The sequence below is a fragment of the Janthinobacterium sp. SUN120 genome, assembly GCF_030397735.1.
GTDB classification, from domain to species: Bacteria; Pseudomonadota; Gammaproteobacteria; order Burkholderiales; family Burkholderiaceae_D; genus Janthinobacterium; species Janthinobacterium kumbetense.
The window spans coordinates 1,022,053-1,043,617 of record NZ_JAPUBW010000002.1 but is presented as its reverse complement, the minus strand read 5'-3'; the positions used below and the strand labels follow the sequence as shown (position 1 = coordinate 1,043,617).

7 protein-coding genes are annotated in these 21,565 nt (G+C 65.6%); all 7 read left to right on the top strand.

Translation table 11 applies throughout. The features are described from left to right. Positions 1-91: 91 nt before the first annotated feature. The 7 genes from O0879_RS14330 (at position 92) to O0879_RS14300 (ending at position 21,534) form a co-directional block, all read left to right on the top strand. Entirely contained in the window at positions 92-445 is a 354-nt protein-coding gene (locus O0879_RS14330; protein WP_077408176.1) for a hypothetical protein, read from the top strand. A 246-nt stretch (positions 446-691) separates the two neighbouring features. After that, the gene (locus O0879_RS14325) at positions 692-3,103 is read left to right on the top strand and encodes a catalase (protein WP_289916981.1); all 2,412 of its coding nucleotides are present in this window, start codon (positions 692-694) and stop codon (positions 3,101-3,103) included. A gap of 194 nt (positions 3,104-3,297) precedes the next feature. Next, a complete protein-coding gene (locus O0879_RS14320; protein WP_180278698.1) occupies positions 3,298-4,992 on the top strand; it encodes an MFS transporter in 1,695 nt (564 codons plus the stop codon). Beyond that, positions 4,979-6,163, top strand: a complete 1,185-nt coding sequence (locus O0879_RS14315) for an HlyD family secretion protein (protein ID WP_289916980.1) — start codon at positions 4,979-4,981, stop codon at positions 6,161-6,163. Before O0879_RS14320 ends, O0879_RS14315 begins: the two co-directional genes overlap by 14 nt. Further along, the gene (locus O0879_RS14310; protein ID WP_289916979.1) at positions 6,160-7,569 is read left to right on the top strand and encodes an efflux transporter outer membrane subunit; all 1,410 of its coding nucleotides are present in this window, start codon (positions 6,160-6,162) and stop codon (positions 7,567-7,569) included. The genes O0879_RS14315 and O0879_RS14310 overlap by 4 nt, the downstream gene beginning before the upstream one ends. A gap of 895 nt (positions 7,570-8,464) precedes the next feature. Further along, positions 8,465-17,074 (top strand): SdrD B-like domain-containing protein, encoded by an 8,610-nt coding sequence (locus O0879_RS14305; protein ID WP_289916978.1) that lies wholly within the window; start codon positions 8,465-8,467, stop codon positions 17,072-17,074. Positions 17,075-17,088: 14 nt separating this feature from the next. Then, positions 17,089-21,534 (top strand): OmpA family protein, encoded by a 4,446-nt coding sequence (locus tag O0879_RS14300; protein WP_289916977.1) that lies wholly within the window; start codon positions 17,089-17,091, stop codon positions 21,532-21,534. The last annotated feature ends 31 nt before the right edge of the window (positions 21,535-21,565 follow it).

Below are 21,565 nucleotides of genomic sequence, written 5' to 3'. Positions count from 1 at the left end.
AGCCGCTTCTTTTTCCCAGAAGCGAGGAGAATCATGATTCGGTCACGGCATCGAGCATGGTTGAAATTATTCACTGTTAAAGGAAACCATCATGAACGCGATTGAAAAAACCAGCTCCGATATCAACGGCACCGCCCAGGATACCCGCCAGGACTTGCACCGCACGATCGACAAGGTGGCAAGTCAGGCCCAGCCCCTGGCCGACAAGATGGCCACGCGCGCCCACGACGGCGTGGACCAGGTGGGCGACCGCATCGACCAAGTCAGCGACAGCGTCAGCAAGGCTTCCGAACGCTTGATGGCGCGCGGCAAGCAATTGGGCGCCGCCTGCCAGCGCGCCGGCGAGACGGGCCGCGATTACGTGCGCGAACGGCCGGCCGTGTCCCTGCTGATTGCGGCAGCGGCCGGGTATGGCCTGTCGAAATTGCTGGGTTCGCGTAAATAAGTTTTACGCCTTCCTGGCCGGTATTTGTCGTGGGCGCTGTTCCCTTCGCCGTGATGGCGGAGGAAACAGCGCCCACGCGCACAAGGTAGTAGCTAGTAGCAGGCCGTAAAGGAGAGTGAAGATGCGCTCCATTTTGTTGTGGTTGATCGGTGTACCTATTTCCATCATTGTTTTGATTGCCCTGTTCGTGCGCTGAATGAGGGAGTTGTAGCGTTCTCCCGGGGCAGACTACTCACAGGAGATGTAATGGCTACCAACAAGAAAACGCCGTCCACGGACGGTGCTGGTTCCGTATTGAGCAGCATGTCCGGCCCATCCGACAGCAATACGCCGAACAGCCTGGGTGCGGATAATGACCTGACCCGCGCGCTGCTGCAAAAGACGGCCGCCGGCCAGCAACTGTCCGCCGCCATGGCCGTCAATCCCAAGGAATATGGCCAGTATGGCGAGGCGGCTCGCACGCCGGCCGAAGGCGTACATGTGGCAGCCGGCGAAGCGCTGGCCACGGCCAGCACCACGGGCGAAACGATACCTTCCCCGAAGACGGGCGATGGCCAGCCCGCGCTGGGCGAGAATGCGTTGAATAATTCGCTGGATCACTCCCGCAGCGACGACAGCGGCTGCGTGCTGACGACCAATCAGGGCGTGCCCGTGGGCGACAACCAGAATTCGCTGAAGGCGGGCTTGCGCGGCCCCACCCTGATGGAAGATTTCATCCTGCGCGAAAAGCTCACGCACTTCGACCATGAGCGCATCCCCGAGCGCGTCGTGCATGCGCGCGGCTCGGCCGCCCACGGCTATTTCGAATGCTACAAGGAGCAAAGCAGGCACACGCGCGCCGCGCCGTTCGCCAAGGCGGGCAAACGCACGCCCGTCTTCGTGCGTTTTTCCACGGTGGCCGGCGAACGCGGTTCTACCGATACGGCGCGCGACGTGCGCGGCTTCGCCGTGAAGTTTTATACGGACGAGGGCAACTGGGATCTGGTCGGCAATAATATCCCCGTCTTCTTCATCCAGGATGCGATGAAGTTCCCCGACCTGATCCACGCCGTCAAGCCCGAGCCGCACAACGGCATGCCGCAGGCGGCCAGCGCGCACGACACCTTCTGGGACTTCGCCTCGCTGTCGCCGGAAATCACGCACATGCTGATGTGGGCCATGTCGGACCGCGCCATCCCGCGCAGTTTCCGCATGATGCAGGGCTTCGGCGTGCATACCTTCCGCCTCGTGAATGCGAAGGGCCAGTCCGTCTTCTGCAAATTCCACTGGTCGCCCATGGCCGGCACGTATTCACTGGTGTGGGACGAAGCCGTCAAACTGAGCGGCGCCGATTCCGACTTCCACCGGCGCGACCTGTGGGAAGCCATCGAGTGCGGCGCGTATCCCGAATACGAGCTGTCCTTCCAGATATTCACGGAAGCGCAGGCCGAAGCGTTCCCCTTCGACGTGCTCGATCCGACCAAGCTGATTCCCGAAGAAATCGTGCCGCTGGTCCCCGTCGGGAAGATGGTCTTGAACCGCAATCCCGACAATTTTTTCGCCGAGACGGAGCAGGTGGCGTTCTGCACGGCGCACATCGTGCCCGGCATCGATTTCAGCAACGACCCGCTGCTGCAGGGGCGTATCCACTCCTACGTCGACACGCAGATCACGCGCCTGGGCGGCGCCAATTTCCATGAAATCCCCATCAATTCGCCGCTGGCGCCGTTGCACAACAACCAGCGCGACGGCATCCACCGCCAGGCCATCAACCGGGGCCGGGTCGCGTATGAACCCAATTCCCTGGCGGGCGGCTGTCCCTTCCAGGCGGGCGCGAAGGGCTTCAACAGCTTTCCCGCCGCGACCGAAGGCGACAAGGTGCGCGGCAAGCCCGAGAAGTTCGCCGAGCACTTCGGCCAGGCGCGCCTGTTCTGGATCAGCCAGACGCCGGTCGAACAGGACCATATCGTGCATGCGTTCCGCTTTGAACTGAGCAAGGTGCAGACGGTGGCCATCCGCAAGCGCATCGTCGCCATGCTGCGCAATGTCGACGAAACCCTGGCGCAGCGCCTGGCCGACGGCCTGGGCCTGGCGCTGCCGCCCGTCATGCCGCGCGCCTCGATGCTGCCGATCCCCACGTATCCACCGTCGCCGGCCCTGTCGCTCTTTTTCCGCCCCGGCAAGACGGGCATCCATACCCTGCGCGTGGCCATCCTGGTGGGGCCGGGCAGCGATGGCGCGCAGGTGCGCAATATCTATGCCTCGCTGCTGGCCGATGGCGCCGTGCCGCGCCTGGTGGGCAGCCACCTGGGGAAAGTCGATACCAGCGGCGGCGCGCCGCTCGACGTGGAAATCTCGCTCGAGACGGGACCGTCCGTGCTGTTCGACGCCGTCGTGCTGCCGGACGGCCAGGGCGCCGTGCAGCAGCTGGGCAGCGACGCCAACGCGCTCGACTTCCTGCGCCTGCAATACCGCCACTGCAAGCCCATGCTGGCTGTCGGCGCGGGCAAGGACTTGCTGGACAAGGCGGACGTGCCGGTGACATTGCCCGATGGCAAGCCCGATCCCGCCATCATCGTCGCGCCGTCCGGCGACGTGGTGAAAGCCGTGGCGGCCTTCAAGAAGGCGCTGGCCGCGCACCGGGCGTTTGCGCGCGAGACGGACCCGCCGCGGGTGTGAGTGGCGGCATCGGCAACGGGGCCGGATCCGCCGGCCCCGTTGCATACGCTGTTTGCGCGGCATGCGCAACGCCATGCAACAATGTAAACAATAAAAACGTCCTGCGGTGATATGCTGCTGACTAGAACTGTTCATTTGCAACTATTTCTATAGCAGCAAAGAACGGCTTCAGCAAACCGGATCGCGATTACCGCATGGACAAGTACACACCTCGCACCTGGGGGCCGGGCGAACGCCCGACCTTGCCCGGGTCGCCATCGATGCCCGAACATTCGACGCCCAAGCGTGTCGCGTACTTCATCGTCGGCCTGATCGTCGCGCTGACGGGGGGGCTGGGCAACGGCCTGGTGACGGCCAATCTGCTGAACCTGCAAGGTTCGCTGGCCGCCTATGCCTACCAGATGCAGTGGCTGCCGGCCGCCTACGTGATGACCATCGTGTCCATGAATCTGCTGCTGGTGAAGTTCCGCCAGCAGTTCGGCCTGCGCCTGTTCACGGAAGCGTTCCTGGTGCTGTATGCGCTCGTGACGTTCGCCCACTTGTATGCGAATACCTTGCCGTCGGCGATCGCCGTGCGCGCCGCGCATGGCATGGTGGGCGGCGCGCTGGGCGTGCTGGGCCTGTACTACACCTTGCAGGCGTTTCCCGCGCGGCACCGCCTGAAAGGCGTGGTGCTGGGCCTGGGTTTTGCCCAACTGGCGCTGCCGCTCGCGCGCATCTTTACTTCCGAACTGCTGCAGATCGGCGAATGGCATGGCCTGTACCTGTTCGAACTGGGACTGGCCCTGCTGGCGCTGGGCTGCGTGCTGGCCCTGAAACTGCCGCCCGGCGACAGGGTGCAGACGTTCGAGCCGCTCGATTTCCTCACCTTCATCCTGTTCGCGCCCGGCGTGGCCTTGCTGTGCGCCGTGCTGGCGCAGGGGCGCACGGCGTGGTGGATGGAATCGGAATGGGTGGGCGTGTGCCTGGCAGGCTCCATCGTGCTGATCGCCGCCTCGCTGGCCATCGAGCATAACCGCGCGCGCCCGCTGCTCAATACGCGCTGGCTCACCACGGGCAAGATCGCCAAGCTGTTCTTGTCCGTGCTGCTGTTTCGCATCGTGCTGTCCGAATCGACGGGGGCCGTGGGCTTCCTGCAGGCGCTGGGCTTGAACACGGACCAGATGCAGAACCTGTTCATCGTGGTGCTGCTGGGCAGCGTGGCTGGCCTGGTGGTTAGCGCGCTGACGATCAATCCGGCCACCCTGAACCGCTCGCTGATGTTCGCGCTGCTGCTGATCGCCGCCGGCGCACTGATCGACGCGCACGCCACCAGCCAGACGCGCCCCGTCAACATGTATGTCAGCCAGTTCCTGCTGGCCTTTGGCGGCACGTATTTCCTCGGCCCTACCATGGTGGCCGGCATGGGTGCCGTGATCGCCGAACCGCGCAACCTGGTGAGCTTTTCCGTGATGTTTACCATGACGCAGAACCTGGGCGGCTTGCTCGGCTCGGCCATCGTCGGCACCATCCAGACGGCGCGCGAAAAATACCATTCCAGCTACCTGGTCGAGCATCTCACCTTGCTCGACCCGCAGGTGGCCGCGCGCGTGCAGTCCGGCGCCGCGAGCTACGGCGGCGTGCTGACGGACCCTGCCTTGCGCAGCGCCCAGGGCGTGGCGCGCCTGGGCGCCATCGCCACGCGCGAAGCCAATGTGCTGGCCTATAACGATGTCTTTTTGATGATCGCCGGCGTCGCCATCGCCACCCTGATCTGGATGCTGGTCAGCCAATCCTGGACCCGCATCACCACCGGCGCGCGTCGCCTGGTCGGCCCCGTGCGCGATGCGCAGACGGCCATGGCCATCGTCCCCATTACCAATTCGGAACCGAGCAATGACAGAAAATAACAATCCACCGCCACCTCCCGCACCTGCATCGGCGGCGTCTGCAGCCGCACCCGCCGCCCCTTCCACGGCGCAGCCGGACCGGCGTCACCAGTGGCTGTCCGCGCTGGCCTTTGCCGCCGTGGCCCTGGTGGGCGTGCTGATCGTGCTGTACGCGTGGCGGCTGCCGCCGTTCACCAGCCCCGTCGTGACGACGGAAAACGCCACCGTGCGGGGGCAGGTGACGATCATCGGCACGCAGCTGTCCGGCTACGTGGTGGAAGTGACGGTGCAGGATTTCATGGACGTGAAGGAAGGCCAGCTGCTGGTGCGCATCGACGACCGCATCTACCAGCAGCGCTACGAGCAGGCGCAGGCCCAGCTGGCGGCGCAGCAGGCGGCGCTGTCGAACTGGGCGCAGCAAAAGGCCAGCGCGCAGGCGGGCATTTCCGTCAGCGAGGCGGCGCTGGCCAATGCGGAAGCGCAGGCGCGCAAGGCCAGCGCCGACCTCAATCGCGTGGAACAATTGGTGGCCGACGGTTCCCTGTCGCAGCGCGAACACGACCAGTCGCGCGCCACGCAGGCGCAGATGGCGGCCGCGCTGGCGCAGGCGCGCGCCAATCTCGACATCGCTCAGCAAAGCGTGCATTCCGTGGTGGTCAACAAGCAGGCCCTGGAAGCGGCCGTGGCGAACGCGCAGGCAGCCGTCAAGGCGGCGAAGATCGACCTCGATAACACGCGCATCGTTGCCCCTTCCGATGGCCAGCTGGGCCAGGTGACGGTGCGCCAGGGCGCGTACGTGAATTCGGGTGCGCAGCTGATGGCGCTGGTGCCGCGCCAGATGTGGGTGATCGCCAATTTCAAGGAAACGCAGATGAACGGCGTGCAGGAAGGGCAGAGCGCCACCTTCCACGTCGACGCCCTCGACGGCGCCGTGCTGACGGGCCAGGTGGAGCGCATCTCGCCGGCCACCGGTTCCGAATTTTCCGTGCTGCCGGCCGATAACGCGACGGGCAATTACCTCAAGATCGCCCAGCGCATTCCCGTGCGCATCCGCATCGACGCGGGGCAGGCGAATGCGCGCCGGCTCGTGCCCGGCATGTCGGTGGTGGTCAGCGTCGACACGTCCGCCGTGCTGAACGACTCGGCGGACAATCCGGCGCCGCCGCCAGCGCCGAAGAAGGCCAAGCCATGAAGCGCCATGTCCTGCTGATGGCCGGCGCGCTGGCGCTGGCCGGCTGCGCCGCCACCGCGCCGCCGCGGCCAGTATCGGCATTGCAGCTGCCGTCCGGCTGGCGCGCGCAGGGGGCCGGTGCGCCGGTGCTCATTGCCGCCTCCGATGGCGCGCAGGTGGAGCAGCTGTGGTGGCAAGCCTTCGGCGATCCGGTCTTGAGCGACCTGGTGGGCGAGGCGCTGGCGCGCAACGGCGACTTGCGCGTGGCCCGCGCCCGGGTGCAGGAATACCGCGCGCGCCTGGCGCAGGCCGACGCGAACCGCGCGCCCAACCTGGCCTTCGACGGCTCGCCCACGCGCACGCGCACCCTGGCGTCCAGCGGCAAACCGTATGTGACGAATGTCTTCCAGGCCGAACTGCAGGCCAGCTATGAAATCGACGTGTGGGGCCGGCTGGCCAATCTGAGCGATGCTGCGGGCGAGAGTTACCGCGCCGAGCAGGCCAGCCTCGATGCGGCGGCCCTGTCGATCGCCGCCAGCGTGGCGACGAGTTACCTGAATCTGCGGGGACTCGACGCGCAGCTGGCGCTCACGCAATCGACGCTGCAGCTGCGCGAACAGTCGCGCGAGCTGGCCCGCAAGCAGTTCGAGGTGGGCTACAGCTCGCGGCTGGAATGGCTGCAGGCGCAATCGGAATACCATGCGGCGGCCGAGCAGGTACCGCAGCTGCAGCGGCAGATTTTTGAACAGGAAAACGCGCTGGCCGTCCTCGTCGGCGGCAATCCCGGCCCCATCGCGCGCGGCTTGCCGCTGGCCGAACTGGCGGCGCCGGGTGTGCCTGCCGGCCTGCCGTCCGAATTGCTGCGCCGGCGGCCCGACATCGCGCGCGCGGAACACAACCTGGCGGCCGCCAACGCCAGCCTGGCCGCCACGCGCGACCAGCTGCTGCCCTCGTTCAAACTGACGGCCGTCGGCGGCGGGCAAGCGACGACGCTCACCGATTTCCTGCATGCGCCCACGGCCCTGTGGCGGCTGACGGCGCTGGCGGCCGGTCCCCTGTTCGACGGCGGGCGCGTGCAGGCGCAGACGGATGCGGCAGGCGCGCAGCGCGACCAGCTCGCGTACACCTATGAAAACGTGGTGCGCAATGCCTTCGCCGAAACGGAGAACAGCCTGGGCGCCATCTACCGCCTCCAGCAGCAGGCCGTGGAAAACGACGCGCGCCGCGCCACGGCGGCGGACACCCTGCGCATCGCGCATAACCGCTACCGCAATGGCTATGCCTCGTACCTGGAAGAGCTGGACGCCCAGCGTACCCTGTACAGCGCCGACGTGGGGCTGCTGCAACTGAAGACGCGCATCCTCGTCGCCTCGGTCGACCTGTACCGGGCCATGGGCGGCGGCTGGGCGGCAACGGCCCGCCCTTAACGCCTGTCCCGGCTGTCCCGGCAGGGGATGGATCCCTCTGCCGGGACAAGCGCCTGCTCCCTCCTGTCGCAGCATCCGGTTTTTTTGCCTGGATGCAGGCGCTTCGGTAACGTCTTGCCGCCCTTTCCCAAAACTCCCCGCGTTTCCCCTGTCCGCGACGGCGCGCCGCCGATCTTTTTTGTTGTATTTTCACAACTTCATTTTCACGTTGCAGTACATAAAAAATTTCCACATGGAATTCTTTTGTGATTTCTGCCGTGCTGCACCTGTGATACCAATAAACATTGTCATTTGAATTATTTTTAGTATCACATGGGAAACACTTTTCTTTCTGATATGTACGCTAGAGTACATAGTGGCATATTGAGCGAAATTGGCATCTTTAGCCTTGATTTCTATCATTTCAAGGGCGTGAAGCAAAAAAACCTGTCGTAGTACCAATTTCAAAAAATAACAAAATAGACACATTTGTTGGCATGAATGCAAGTGCCTTTGAGTGATTTTTTCATTTCCTTGCTTAATCTCAATTAATTAATTTTTTAATATTTTTATTGCTTGTAAAGCATTAAAAAATACACCAGAATGTCGCAAATCATCAATGTTGTCATAAATTACACATTGAATATTTGTTGACTTTCGTGCCGCCTTGCCATGTTCGCAGGGTGAAAAAGCGGGCCGTTCGCTGTTTTTTCTGGGCCGGAAGTGCCGTTGCAGCACACCGCACAACCCCCTGACGACTGCCATGCCTATGTCCTCCTTTTTGCGCACTATCTTTTCCTGTCTGATCTCCTGCAAGCGGGGAGGGCCGCGCGGTCTCCTGCAGCGCCTGTTATGGCTGATCGCCTGTTTCTGTACCCTTGGCGCGGCGGGAACGGCGTCGGCGGCGGCAATCGACTTGTCCGTTTCCGCCTACCTGCAGGCGCCGGACCCCGTGCCGCGCGGCGGCAAGGCCAGCTTTTCGGTGGTGGTGACGAACAATGAGGACCTGGTCGATGCGACGGGCACCGTGCGCCTGGCGGTGGAATTGCCCGCCAATGTGAATTTTGCGTCGAGCACGGCGCCGGCCGGTTGCGCCTTCAATCTGGCAGCCAGTCCGCAACTGCTCACTTGCACGCGCAGCGGACTGGGCAAGACCGCGAACTGGACGGTCAATTTCAGCGGCACGGGCTCGGCGGCGTCTGCCGTGGTGACCAAGGCCAGCGTGTCTTTTGTCAACGTGGACACGGACGGCAACAGTTTCAACAACGATTCGATCAAGACGGTCACCGTCATCAAGGGCGCGGACCTGAGCGTCGCCGCCAGCGGCACGACGGGCTTGAGCGGTTGTCCCGCCGCTTGTACGGCAGCGGCCGGCGCAACGGTGGGCTACCGGGTGGACGTGGCGAATGCCGGCCCGGACAGCGCATCGCAATTCAAGGTCACGTACAACTTGCCGGCCAGCGCAGATTTTACCTACGCGTCGGCGTCCGGCACGGGCTGGGCATGCGCCCGTTCGGGCACCGTGCTGACCTGTACCTACAGCGGCGCGGCCATCGGCGTCGGGCAGCAAGCTCCCCCCATCACGATCGGCGGGCGCATTGTCAAGAGCATCGCCGGCACCATCACCAACGGCGCGTCGGTGGCTTCCAGCGACTTGCAGACCGGCGATCCGGAAGACGGCAACAACGGACCAAGCCAGGTCATCGTCACGGTCAAGCCGGGCACCGACCTCGATGCCCGGCAAACCCTGGTGTCGAACGCCAGCGGCCTGAGCTCGTTGACGCAGGGCGAGGCGGTCAGCCTGAACCTGTGGGCCGTCAATAGCGGCACGCAGGACGCCAGCGGCGTCACCGTGAAGACGACGGTGTCCGGCGATTTCACGATCGGCACCTTGCCGGCCGGCTGCGCCAAGGCTGGCCAGACGATCACCTGCAATGTCGGCGCGCTGGCGCTGGGCGCCACCTCTTCCAAGTTCCTGATTCCGCTGACCGTCGCCACGGGTGCGACGGGCGGCGCGAATGTGGTGGACGTGGCACGCAGCGCCCCGCTCGACGGCTTGAACAATCCCGCCTCGGCCACCTACACCATCGTCGCGCCATTCGCCCACCTGACCCTGAGCAAGAGCAAGTCGCCAGGACTGGTTGCGGCCAATGGCCTGATCAGCAATACCATCACGGTCACCAATGCGAGCACCTCCACCAGTGCCGCCAGCGGCACCGTGACCGTGACCGATACCTTGTCGCCGCAAGAAAGCTATGTGAGCGCCAGCGGCGCGGGCTGGACGTGCAGCGCGGCGGGACAGCTGGTGACCTGCACCTACACGATTTCCGGCAGCCTGGCGCGCGGCGCGAAACTGCCTGCCCTGGTTCTGACCACGCGCGCGCAAGCGGGGTTTTCCGGCACCTTGAGCAATACCGCCTGTACCGGCATGGCCGCCGGGTCGGCGCACCAGCCGCCGGACAATGCGAGCACGGGCAATTGCGACACCGCCAGCGTCACGTCGACGCCGTTGAACGTCGACCTGGCCATCGTCAAGACGGCGTCCCTGGTCAGCTTGCCGGCCGCCTCGAATACCTTCAGCTATACCCTGGTGGTCAGCAATGCTGGCCCGGACAGCGCACCGACCGTCAAGGTGGTCGACGCCTTGCCGCACTGGTACAACGGCAGCGGCGGCACCACGGGCGGCAGCGTCGTGCTGGCCGGCAGCGGCGCAGGCGAAAGCTGCAGCTTTGCGTCGACCATCACGTGCACGCTGCTGAACCTGGGCAATGGCGCGTCGCGCACCATCACCATCACGCTTAATCGCCCCTTGAAGGACGGCGCCTTGCTCAATACCGCCACGGTATCGAGCCCGGATGCCATCGACACCGATGCGGCCAATAACAGCTCCGGCGCCACCGTCACCGTGGTGCCGCAGGCCGACGTCGGCGTCACGGCGATGGCCGGTGCGCCAAACCCCGTGCGCGTCGGCGTGCCGCTGGTGTTCACCACCTCGATCCGCAACAATGGGCCCAGCAGCGCGGCCAATGTGGTGCTGCGCCAGGTCATCGATCCGGCCCGCATGGCGTATGTGGCCGGCTCGGCCAGCATCGCGGGCAGCGCCGCGCAATGCACGCTGGTGCCAGCCTTCAGCGGCACGCCCTATGCGGGACAGTCCGGCATCGAATGCCGGACCTTTGGACTCGGCGACGGCGAGACGCGCCAGCTGATCTTCTCGGTCATCCCCGTGTTCCCGTACCCCGATGCGCTCGACGCGACCTATGCCAGCAGCGCCACCATCAGCACGACGACCGACGACAGCAACGCGGCCAACAACAGCAACAGCACCACCGTCACCGTGATCAGCAAGGAGCTGGACCTGAGCGTGTCGGCCGTCGATACGGGCTACGAACAGAGCCCGTTCGGCGATGCGCTCGTGTACAAGGTCACCGTGCAAAACAATGGACCGTCGCTGGCCACCGGCCTGAAGCTGGTCATCACGCCCGTGCCGCCGCCGCAAAATGGCGCGGCCGTGCCGTATACCATGCTGTGGAATGCCGCAGGCAGCACCTTGCCGGCCGGCGCCTCGTGCAGCCAGCCGGGCGGCGCGGGCACGAACCTGGTGTGCTACCTGGCCAGCATGCCCGGCGACAGCACCTTGGCCAGCGGCGTCAGCCGCGTGTTCGCCCTGAAATTCGATACGGGTCCCGTCAGCAATGCGCCGCCGGGATCGATCACCTACAAGATCAACGCCAGCGTCGAATCGCTGGAAACGGGCGCGGCGCCGTTTGCCGGCGACAAGCTGGCGACGAACAACGTGGTGGAAGAAACCACCACCGTGCTGCCGAAGACCGATCTGATGCTGGTGTCGAAAACCGTTTCGCCCGCATCGCCGTTCAGCATCAACCAGCCCTTTAGCTACACCCTGGTGGTGGGGAATCTGGGACCCGCCCTGGCGGCCAGCACGGTCGTCACCGACGTGCTGCCGGCCGGCTTCGTGCTGACGGGCGCACCGACGGCACGCCTCGGCTCGGGCGCTTCGCTGACCTTGAACAACTGCGTCAGCAGCGGTTCGCCGGTCACCGTGACCTGCACGCTGGGCGTGCTGCCGATTGCCTCGGGCGCAGCCGACACGGCCAACCTGGTCAGCATCACCATCCCCGTGAAGGCGCCTTACCCGGCCTATGCGGGACCGTTCGCCAGCAATATCACGAATACCGCCAGCATCGTGCCGACGCCGGGCACCTCGCGCGATCCGAACGCCGGCAACAACAGTGCCAGCGTCGACGTGCAGATCGTCAAATCGAGCATCGCCGGCTCCGTGTATAACGATGCGAACCGCAGCAACGGCATGGATGCCGGTGAGAAGATCACCAGCAGCGTGACGTTCTCGCTGTACGGCCAGGATTTCTGGGGCAACGATATCGGCACGGCGGGCGCGCCGCTGACCCTCAGCACCAGCAGCGGCGACTTCCTGTTCGACCGTCTGCCGCGCTCCGCGGCCGGCGGTTACACCCTCGTCGAGACACAGCCGGCCAGCTACGCCGACCTGTTTGAAGTCGCGGGCACGGCCGGTGGCACGCCGCCGCCGGCCAGCTGCGACAACGGCGCCAACTGTTCCGCCAGCGCGGCGCACAACACCATCGGCCAGATCGTGCTGGCGCCGAATACGGCGGCGACGGGCTACCTGTTCCAGGAATACGCGCATGCGGCCATCAGCGGCTACGTGTACGCCGACAAGAACAACAACGGCTTGCGCGAGGCGGGCGAAAATGGCATCGCCGGCGTGCAGGTGAAGCTCTCCGGCCTGACCTTCTGGGGCGCCGACGTGTGCGCCGCGATGGGCAGCGCGTGCACGGCCACCACCGACGCCAATGGCAAATACAGCTTCACGAATGTCCCGCCTAGCCGTCTGGGAGAATCCTACACGGTGACCGAACTGACCCAGCCTGCCGGCCATGCGGATGGCAAGGAGCAGAACGGCGCCGGCAATGTCGTGGCGAACAGCGCGGGACGCGCCGCGCCGGAAGGCATCGTCATCGGCAGCATCGAACCGGGCCTGAGCTACACCGAGCGCAATTTCGGCGAACTGGCGCTGGCGTCGATTGCCGGCAGCGTCTACATGGACAGCAACCGCGATGCGGTGCGCCAGGGCGGCGAAAGCACGGGCGTGGCCGGTGTCACGCTGACCCTGAGCGGTAACGACCATCTCGGTCATCCCGTCTGTCCGGGCATTGCCGTGCCGAGCTGCACCTTCCAGACGGGTGCGGACGGCAGTTACCTGATTGCCGGCCTGGCGCCGAGCGACGCTGCCGGCTATGCCGTGACGGTCACGCCGCCGGCCAGCCTGTATCACACGGGTGCGCAGGCCGGCAGCCTCGGCGGCCTGATCGACGGCGCCGTGCGCGTGCCTGGCACGGGCGTGCCGGGTGCGGCGATCCGCACTGCCGGCGCCATCGTGCTGCTGCCCGGCGCCACGGCGACGGGCTACCATTTCGGCCAGGCGCCAGGCGCGGCTGGCGGCGTGGCGCAGTCGCTGTCCGGTTACGTGTATATCGATGCAAACCGCAACGGCCGCAAGGATGGGGGCGAAACGGGCATCGCCGGCGTGACGGTCACGCTGTCGGGCACCACGGCGGACGGCTTCGACGTCTGCAGCGTGATCGTGCCTGCCTTGTGCACGCTGCAAACGGCGGCCGACGGCGGCTACAGCTTCACGGGCCTGCCGCAAAGCGACGGCAACGGCTATGCCGTGGCTGAAACCCAGCCTGCCGCCTACCTCGATGGCGCGGAAAGCGTGGGTACGGTCAATGGCGTTGCGACAGGCCGCATCGGCGGCAGTGCGCCCCGTTTCGACCAATTCAACGGCATCGTGCTGCCGAACGGCGGCAGCGCGCGCGATTACAATTTTGGCGAACTGACGGGCAGCATTGCCGGCAAGGTCTACCTCGACGTGGACGGCAATGGCGCGGCCGGCAGCGGCGACACGCCGCTGCCGGGCGTGACCTTGACGCTGACCGGTGGCGCAGGCGGTCCCGTGACGGTGCTGACCGATGCCAACGGCGCCTACCATTTCGACGGCCTGCTCGCCGGTACCTATACCGTGACGCAAACGCAGCCGGTCAATTACGCCGATGCGGGCCAGGCGGCCGGCAATGGCGGCGGCAATGCCAGCGTGGCCAACGTGGTCAGCGCCATCGCGCTGGCGCCGGGCGCGCAATTGACGGGCTACGATTTCGGCGAGAAGACAGGCGCCATCAGCGGCGCCGTCTACGTCGACGCGAACGACAATGGCGTGCGCGATGCGGGTGAAACCGCGGGCATCGCCGGCGTTACCATCACCCTGACCGGCATCGCCCGCGATGGCGTGACGCCGGTCAACCGCACGGCCATCACGGCCGCCGACGGCAGCTACAGCTTGCGTGACCTGCCGCACGCGAATGCGGCCGGCTATACGCTGGTGGAAACGCAGCCGGCCGCCTATCTGGACGGACGCCAGCGCAAGGGCCTGATCGACGGCGCCGCCGCCTGCGCCAATCCGGCCTGCGACATCGGCACGGCCAATACGATCGCGCGCATTCCATTCGATGCGGCGAAGAGCCATACGCGCTTTGACTTCGGCGAACTGCAGGCGGCGAGTATTTCCGGCCGCGTGTACGGCGATGCGAACGACAGCGGCAGCTACGAGAAGGGCGAAGGCTTGCCGGGCGTGAGCCTGACGCTGAGCGGCATCGACAGCCACGGCAAGCCGGTCAATGTCACCGTCGTCACGGACGCCGATGGCAGCTACACCTTCCCTGGCCTGTATCCGTCCGGTCCTGCCGGCTACACGGTCACTGAAACGCAGCCGGCCGGCCTGGGGAATTATCCGGGTGCGACGGGTACCTTTGTCGGCAGCATCAACGGCAAGCCGGTCGGTACCGGCGTGGTGGATGTCGTCAGCGGCATCGTCCTGCCGCCCCAGGGCAATGGCAGCGGCTATGATTTCCGCGAACAGGTGTCGTCGTTGCGGGGTTTCGTGTATCGCGACCTGAACGACAACGGCGCCATGGACGCGGGGGAAGCGGGCATCGCCGACATTGAAATCACTGTGCGCGGCGCGAACGGCTTGACCCGTACGGTGGTGACGGGAAGCGATGGCAGCTACCGCTTCGACGGCCTGCCTGCCGGTACCTACAGCCTGCTGGAAAGCCAGCCTGCCGTGTATCTCGACGGCCGCGAAACGGCTGGCAGCGCCGGCGGCAAGGTGAACAACGCCAGCTTCGGCGCGGCGCCGGAACACAACACGATCGGCGACATCGTGCTGCCGGTGGCGACGCAGGCGAGCGGCTACCTGTTTGGCGAACGCCATATGCTGGGCAAGATCGGCGGCGTGGTGTATGCCGACCTGAATAACGACGGCATCCGCAACGATGGCGAGTCAGGCATTGCCGGCGTGACGGTGGTCCTGAGCGGCACGTCCGTCGATGGCAAGTCGGTCAAACTGAGCGTGCTGACGGGCGCCGACGGCAGCTATCTGTTCGACACGGTGCCGGTCAGCGACGCCGCCGGCTACACCCTGACGGAAACGCAGCCGGCCGCTTATGTGGACGGCAAGACGGCGGTGCTGCCAGGATCGGTGGGCACGGCCAACGCCAGCAAGCCTGTCGGCGTGGGCAACAAGGATACGATCACCGGCATCAGGCTGGCGGCGGGCGACGACATGCGCGGCTATCTGTTCGGCGAGAAGGGCATCCCGCAATTGAAGCCGCCCATCATCAACGGCTACGTATGGCTGAACCGCGACGGCAGCCGTGTGCGTCCGCTCGACGGCAGCCAGGCTGGCGTGGCTGGCTGGACGGCCGAGCTGCACCAGGAAGGCAAATTGATCTGCCGCGCCATCACGGACGAGAAAGGCTTCTACCAGTTCGACAACCTGCATTGCCCCGGCTACGAGGCGAGCGGCTTGCCGACGGGTTCCGGCTATGCGATCACCTTCCTCAAGGATGGCAACAACATGCCGAATGTGCCCGTGTCGACGGGGGGCGAAGGCGTGGTGGTGCCAGGCGGCAGCCGCATCACCAACCTGACCTTGCGCGACGGCGACCGTGTCGTCGAGCAGAATCTGCCGCTCGATCCGGCCGGCGTGGTGTACGACTCCGTGACGCGCAAGCCGGTGGCTGGCGCCGTCGTGTCGATCAGCGGCCCTGCCGGTTTTGACAGCGCCACGCACCTGGTCGGTGGTGTTGCTGAGCAGACGCAAATCGTGGGCAGCGACGGCATGTACCAGTTCCTGCTGCAGAACGGTTTCCCCAACGGCGTGTATACGCTGAGCGTGGTGGCGCCGGCGAATTACCTGCTGGCGCCGTCCGGCAGCCTGCCGGCCTGCAAGGGACCGCTGACGGTGGGCCTGGTGCCGGATCCGGCCTTTATCCAGGCCAGCGAGCTGGCGCCGGCATTGTCGACGAAGATGGAACTCGATCCGAACAACTGCACGGGACTGATCGCCGGAGGCGCCAGGACCACGCAGTATTACCTGAGCTTTGTCATCACGAATGGCGGTTCGGCTCCGATCCTGAACAACCATATCCCGCTCGACCCGCTGGGCAGCGACAGCATCATGGTGACGAAGACGACGCCGATGCTGAACGTCACGCGCGGCGACCTGGTGCCGTACACGATCACTGCCAGCAATCCGCAGGCGGCGACCCTGGGCGCGATGGAGGTGCGCGACCTGATACCGGCCGGCTTCAAGTACCGCGTCGGCAGCGCGACCCGCAATGGCGTGCCGGCGGAACCGATCGTCGATGGCCGCAGCTTGCGCTGGAAGGAAAGCGGTTTCGCGCCGAAGGAGAAGAAGACCTACAAGCTGATGCTGATGGTGGGCAGCGGCGTTGGCGATGGCGAATACGTCAACCAGGCCTGGGCAGCGACGGGCGAGACGCGTATTTCCAACCTGGCTACCGCCACGGTGCGCGTGGTGCCGGATGCCACTTTCGATTGTCCCGACATCATCGGCAAGGTGTTCGACGACCGGAACGCGAATGGCTACCAGGATGACGGCGAGGCGGGCATTGCCGGCGTGCGCATGGCGACGGCGCGCGGCTTGCTGGTGACGACGGATGCGGAAGGACGCTTCCACGTGGCTTGTCCGGCGATTCCGAATGCGGACCGCGGCTCGAACTTCGTCATGAAGCTCGATGACCGCACCCTGCCGAGCGGCTACCGCGTCACGACGGAAAATCCGCGCGATGTGCGCCTGACCCGAGGCAAGGTGGTCAAGCTGAACTTCGGCGCCACCATCCACCGTGTCGTGCGTCTTGAGCTGAGCGACGCCGCATTCGTCGCGGGCGAAACGACCTTGCAGCCGGAATGGGCCGGACGCATCGAAGGACTGGTGGCCAGCCTGCGCGCCAAGCCATCGGTACTGCGCATCGCGTATGCCGCTGGCGGCGATGCCGCGCTGGCGCAGCGCCGCAGCAAGGCGATCGAAAGCGAGATGCAGGCGCGCTGGCAGGCACTGCAAAACGAATATCCCCTCGTCATCGAGATCGAGGGCGCACAATGAAACCGAAAATGACCATGAACGTTAGCAATCAAGGCACCTTCAAAGCGGCGGCCAGGCCGGCCCCCAAGCGGCTCGTGTATTTGCTCGGCAGCATAGGCTTTGTCTGTCTGGGCGCGCATGCGCAAACGGCAAACGAGCACGCGCTGCGGGGAAAAATGCTGGACCGGAGCCACAGCATGGGGGCGCAGCAGCCCTCGAGCGGCGAGCAGGAGTCGCCCGCTTTCAGCGGCCTGGCGCCGTCTGGCCTGAGCCGCGCCGAGCGCCGCGTGATCCTGGAAGCGGTGCCGCCGGCCACGCCGGCGCAGCAGAGCGTGACTTTCGACGATCTGCTGTCGGGCACCAATTTCGAGTCCGGCCGCGATGTGCTGCTGCCGGCCGCCACGGCCCGGCTTGACGCGCTTGCCGCACGTTTGCGCGACAAGCAGAAGGTGCGCGTGCAGGTGATCGGGCATACGGACAACCAGCGCATCGCCGCCTGGTTGAAGCCGACTTTCCCGACCAACCAGCATCTGTCGGAGGCGCGCGCGCTGGCCGTCACGGCCTATCTGATGCGCGCGCTGGACTTGCCGGCGTCGGCCTTTTCCGCCAGCGGCAAGGGCGAGAGCGAAGCGATTGCGTCGAACGCCACGCCGCAAGGCATGGCGCAGAACCGCCGCACGGAAATCCGTGCCTGGTACGAGGAAGCCGTCGAACTGCCTGCAGTGGCCAGCCCGCCCGCCAGGCGCATCGAGACGGTGGTGCAGGTCGACGATTGCGCCGTCGCCAGCCAGGTGGACAACCGCGATGCGGCCTTCTCCATCAGCATAGACGGCGTGGTGCAGGACACCGATACGCCGCAGCAGGAGGCGGACCGCCAGCGATGCGTCGACGTGGCGCTGGAGCGTTCCGACATCCAGGTCAAGTACGACCCCCTGAATGTGGCGCCGGCCTTGAATGTCTGGCTGGCAGCGCCTTATGCGCAGCGCCAGGCGCCCGTGCGTTTTGGCACGTACACCAATTACGCATTTTTCCAGCAGCGCGCCGAGATCCGTATTTTCGCCAAGGGACAGAGCACGCAGGAGCATCCATTCGCCATCGTGCCCGCGACGATGGGCGAAGCGACGGCCTGGCAGGCGCCGGCCGATGCGCCGGAGCAGATCGGCTACCTGCTGCGCGTCTACGACGCAGGCGGCAAGTTTGACGAGACGCGTTTGCAGCCACTGCGCCTGCTCGATGCGGCGCCGCCCGAAGCGCCGGGCAGGAAGGCCGGCGGCGACGCCTTGGCCGGCTGGGGCGAGTCGAGCCTGATCTTGCGCAATATCGATGCAGCCGGCGGCAGCGTCACCATCAGCGGTGAGAAGATCAAGCCTGGCCAGCAGGTGACGGCGCTGGGCATGGTCGTGCCGGTCGACGCCAGCGGCAAGTTCGCCATGCGCCAGATCATGCGTCCTGGCCCGCATAAGGTGGAAGTGGCCGTGAAGGATGGCAGCGGAGCCGGCATGACTTTCCGCCGCAACCTGAACATCGCCGACAGCGACTGGTTCTATGTGGCGCTGGCCGATCTGACCATTGGCCGTGACCGCACGAAAGGGCCGGCGGAACTGGTCACGGGCGACACGCAGCACTACAAGAATGAGACCTGGGCCGACGGCCGCGGCGCGTTTTACTTGAAGGGCAAGATCAAGGGCGACTATCTGCTGACGGCCAGCGCCGACACGCGCGAACAGCCCCTGCGCGATTTGTTTCACAACTTCCAGAGCAAGGATCCGAACTACCTGCTGCGCCGCATCGATCCGGACAAATACTATCCCGTGTACGGCGACGACAGCACCACCGTCGACGATGCGCCTACCCAGGGGCGCTTTTACGTGCGGCTGGAAAAAGGCGATTCGTCCGTCATGTGGGGGAATTTCCAGACCACCTGGAGCGGCTCGGAACTGGCTCAGTACAGCCGCGGCCTGTATGGCGCGAATCTGCTGTGGAATGGCGCCGCCAGCACCAGCCATGGCGAAAAGGCCAGCACGGTCAACGCCTTTGCCGCTTCGCCGGGCACCTTGCAGTCGCGCGAGGAGTTTCGCGGCACGGGCGGTTCGCAATACTATCTGCGCCATCTGGACCTGACGCAGGGTTCGGAACGCCTGTGGGTGGAAGTGCGCGACAAGGATTCGGGCCTGGTGATCGAGCGCATCCAGCTGACGCCTTCGCAGGATTATGAAATCAACTACCTGCAGGGACGCCTGACCTTGCGCTCGCCGCTGTCCTCCGTGGCCGATGGCGGCGCGCTGGTGCAAAGCGCCAGCTTGAGCGGCAATCCCGTGTACCTGGTGGCGACGTATGAGTATGTGCCGGGCCTGAGCGCCATTTCCGGCACCTCGGTGGGGGTACGCGCCAGCCACTGGTTCAACGACCATGTGCGCATCGGGGCCAGCAATTATCACCAGGGCGAACAGGGTTCGGACCAGACCCTCAAGGAGCTGGACCTGACCTTGCGCTACAAGCCGGGTACCTGGATCAAGGCCGAGGCAGCCCGTTCCAGCGGCGACGCCAGCAGCGTGCTCAGTTCATCGAGCGGCGGCTTCGATTTCAACCAGACGACGGCGGGCGGCCGCCCCGCCAACGCGAAGCGCTTCGACGGCGCGCTGGACCTGGCCGACCTGGGCGGCGCGGCGCACGGCCGCATCGCCGCCTATTGGCAGGACCGCGAAGCCGGTTATGCGGGACCGGGCATGCAGACCCTGAACGGCGAGGCCGTGCGGCAAACGGGCCTGGCGGCGACCTTGCCGCTGGGCGAGCGCACGGAAGTGTCGCTGAAGGCGGATGACCGCACGGCCACCAGCCAGGATGCACGCGCCGTGGAAGCGGCGCTGCGCCACAAGCTCGATGCGGAGTGGGGCGTGTCGGCAGGCCTGCGGCACGACCGCCGCGACAATGCGGCTGGCAGGGACAATGCCAGCGCCATCCTGAGCCAGGATGGCGGGCGCAGCGACGCCGTGCTGCGCGTCGACTATCGGCCATTGCAGGAGGGCCAGCAAGCCCGGGATGGCGCGCTGGAAAAGACGCCGGCGTCGAACGCCGTGCCGCAGCAGGGGCTGGAAGGCGGCATCACGGGCCAGTTGGTGACGCAGGGCCGCGAGGCGGGCATGGCAGGCGGTCCGCAGTACGGCCCCGACACCACGCTCGCTTCCGGCGTGGCCTCGGCGCGCGTGGCAGGATTGCTGTACGCGCCGTGGGATATGTACGGCTTCGTGCAGCATACCTTGTCGCGCAGCGGCAACCGCGCCCTGAATGACCGCGCGGGACTGGGTGGCACTTACCAGGTGAGCGAACGCCTGCGCCTGGGGGCGGAAGCGTCGGGCGGCAGCGGCGGCGTGGGCGGCCAGCTGTTCGGCAACATGCAGATGGATGAACGCAGCAGCGTTTACCTGAACTACCGCGTGGAGACGGAAACGCCGGATGTGAACTACAGCGGCCGCCAGTCCACGCTGACGGCGGGCAGCCGCTACCGCCTGAACGACAAGGCGGGCCTGTTTGCGGAAAGCCGCTGGGGCAATGGCGCGGGGCCGCAAAGCCTGACGCACGCGTTCGGCGTTGACCTGGCGCCTACCGAACGCTGGACCACGGGTATCAAGTTCGAGACGGGCACGCTGTCGAATCCTCTGTCGGGCGACTTGAAGCGCGACGCCATCGGCTTGACGGCGGCATATGCTTACGAGCGGCTGAAGTTTTCCAGTGCGCTGGAGTTCCGCACGGACCGCACGACGTCGCTGGGGGCCGTGGAGGGCAGTTGCGCCACCGTGCCGGCTGACGGCGGCTGCGTCACGGACGCGAACAGCGAACACCGCAAGGTGTGGCTGACGCGTAATGCGCTGAGCTACCAGCTGGACCGCGATTGGCGCCTGCTGGGCAAGTTCAACCTGTCGCGCAGCAGTTCCACGCGAGGGGCCTTCTACGATGGCGACTACACGGAAGTGGTGACGGGAGCGGCCTATCGCCCGGTCGACAACGACCGCTGGAATACCCTGTTCAAGTACACGTACTTTTACAACCTGCCATCACCAGGCCAGGTCGACGGCGTCACGGGCGGGGTGCTCGACTACACGCAGAAAAGCCATATCCTGAATGTCGATACGACGTATGACGTGCGGCCATGGCTGTCGGTGGGCGGCAAGTTCGGTGTGCGCACGGGCCAGTTGCGCGCGTCGAAGACGCAAGGCGAGTGGTTTTCCAGCCGCGCGGAATTGCTGGTGCTGCGCGCCGACCTCCATATCGTCAAGGAGTGGGATGCGCTGATCGAGGGACGCAGGCTGAAGGCGCGCGAGGCGGGCGATGCGCGTGCCGGCGCCCTGGTCGGCGTCTACCGGCATGTGGCGAAGCACGCCAAGATCGGCATCGGCTACAACTTCACGACCTTCTCGGACGATTTGACGGATCTGTCGTATCGCAGCCGGGGCTGGTTCCTGAACGCTATCAGCACGTTCTGACACCCATAGGCGCGCCAGGAAAGCAGGACGG

Excerpts from the sequence above, each read along its gene's own strand:
- O0879_RS14320 (WP_180278698.1), top strand. The coding sequence starts at position 3,298 with ATGGACAAGTACACACCTCGCACCTGGGGGCCGGGCGAACGCCCGACC.
- O0879_RS14330 (WP_077408176.1), top strand. The coding sequence starts at position 92 with ATGAACGCGATTGAAAAAACCAGCTCCGATATCAACGGCACCGCCCAG.
- O0879_RS14325 (WP_289916981.1), top strand. The coding sequence starts at position 692 with ATGGCTACCAACAAGAAAACGCCGTCCACGGACGGTGCTGGTTCCGTA.
- O0879_RS14315 (WP_289916980.1), top strand. The coding sequence starts at position 4,979 with ATGACAGAAAATAACAATCCACCGCCACCTCCCGCACCTGCATCGGCG.
- O0879_RS14300 (WP_289916977.1), top strand. The coding sequence starts at position 17,089 with ATGAACGTTAGCAATCAAGGCACCTTCAAAGCGGCGGCCAGGCCGGCC.
- O0879_RS14310 (WP_289916979.1), top strand. The coding sequence starts at position 6,160 with ATGAAGCGCCATGTCCTGCTGATGGCCGGCGCGCTGGCGCTGGCCGGC.